Raw genomic sequence first — 1,071 nt, forward strand, 5'->3', positions numbered from 1 at the left:
CATACGATACAAAACTCACCTCAACCACGTCACTCAAGGAGCACACCATGTCCGCAAACAGCAAGAATCCAACCGCCACCCCGACCCGCCGCAGCCTCCTGGTCGGTGGCGCTTCCGTCGCAGCCGGAGCCCTCGTGGGGACCGGCTTTTCCCAGGCGGCGTCCGCCGCCTCCACTTCTGCGCCGAACCAAGGCGCCATCCATCGTTCTTTGAAAGGAACACGCACCATGAGCAACACCATCGTCACCAAGGACGGCACGCAGCTGTATTTCAAGGACTGGGGTTCCGGCCAGCCCGTCGTGTTCAGCCACGGCTGGCCGCTTAACTCCGACAGCTGGGAATCGCAGATGCTGTTCCTCGCATCTCAGGGCTATCGCACCGTGGCGCATGACCGCCGCGGCCACGGCCGCTCCAGCCAGCCCTGGAACGGCAACGACATGGACACCTACGCCGACGACCTCGCCACCGTCATCGAGACGCTGGACCTGAAGAACGTGATCCTGGTCGGCTTCTCGACCGGCGGCGGCGAAGTGGCGCGCTACATCGGCCGCCACGGCACCAAGCGCGTGGCCAAGGCCGCTCTGATCTCGGCCGTGCCGCCGCTGATGCTGAAGACCGCCGCCAACCCCGGCGGCCTGCCGATCGAAGTGTTCGACGGCCTGCGCGCAGCGCAACTCGCGAACCGCTCGCAGTTCTACAAGGACGTGCCCTCGGGCCCCTTCTTCGGCTTCAACCGCCCCGGCGCCAAGGTGTCGCAAGGCCTCATCGACTCGTGGTGGGTGCAGGGCATGGCGGGCGGCCACAAGAACACCTACGACTCGATCAAGGCGTTCTCCGAAACCGACTTCACCGAAGACCTGAAGAAGTTCGACGTGCCCACGCTCATCGTGCACGGCGATGACGACCAGATCGTGCCGATCGGCGCCGCCGGCCTGGCCTCGGCCAAGCTGGTGAAGAACAACAAGCTGATCGTCTACCCCGGCGCGCCGCACGGCCTGACCGACACGCACAAGGACAAGTTCAACGCCGACCTGCTGGCGTTCGTGAAGTCCTGATGATCCTGAAGAAAAG

Annotated in this window: 2 protein-coding genes; one reads left to right on the forward strand and one right to left on the reverse strand. The window is 64.6% G+C overall.

The annotated features are described in order from the left end of the window. Positions 1-229, reverse strand: a 229-nt coding sequence (locus ACSFA3_RS25570) for a hypothetical protein (protein WP_435508123.1), incomplete at its 3' end; no start/stop codon positions are given. Between ACSFA3_RS25570 and ACSFA3_RS25575 the strand changes: the two genes are divergently transcribed. Further along, positions 228-1,055 carry an alpha/beta fold hydrolase gene (locus tag ACSFA3_RS25575; protein ID WP_093052466.1) on the forward strand — a complete coding sequence of 276 codons (828 nt, stop codon included), beginning with the start codon at positions 228-230 and terminating at the stop codon, positions 1,053-1,055. The genes ACSFA3_RS25570 and ACSFA3_RS25575 overlap by 2 nt on opposite strands. Positions 1,056-1,071 lie beyond the last annotated feature (16 nt).

Origin of the sequence: Variovorax glucosi (assembly GCF_051216695.1) — a bacterium.
Lineage (GTDB): Bacteria > Pseudomonadota > Gammaproteobacteria > Burkholderiales > Burkholderiaceae_C > Variovorax.

Bases quoted from the DNA above. Each gene is read 5' to 3' on its own strand.
- ACSFA3_RS25575 (WP_093052466.1), top strand. From the start codon at position 228: ATGAGCAACACCATCGTCACCAAGGACGGCACGCAGCTGTATTTCAAG.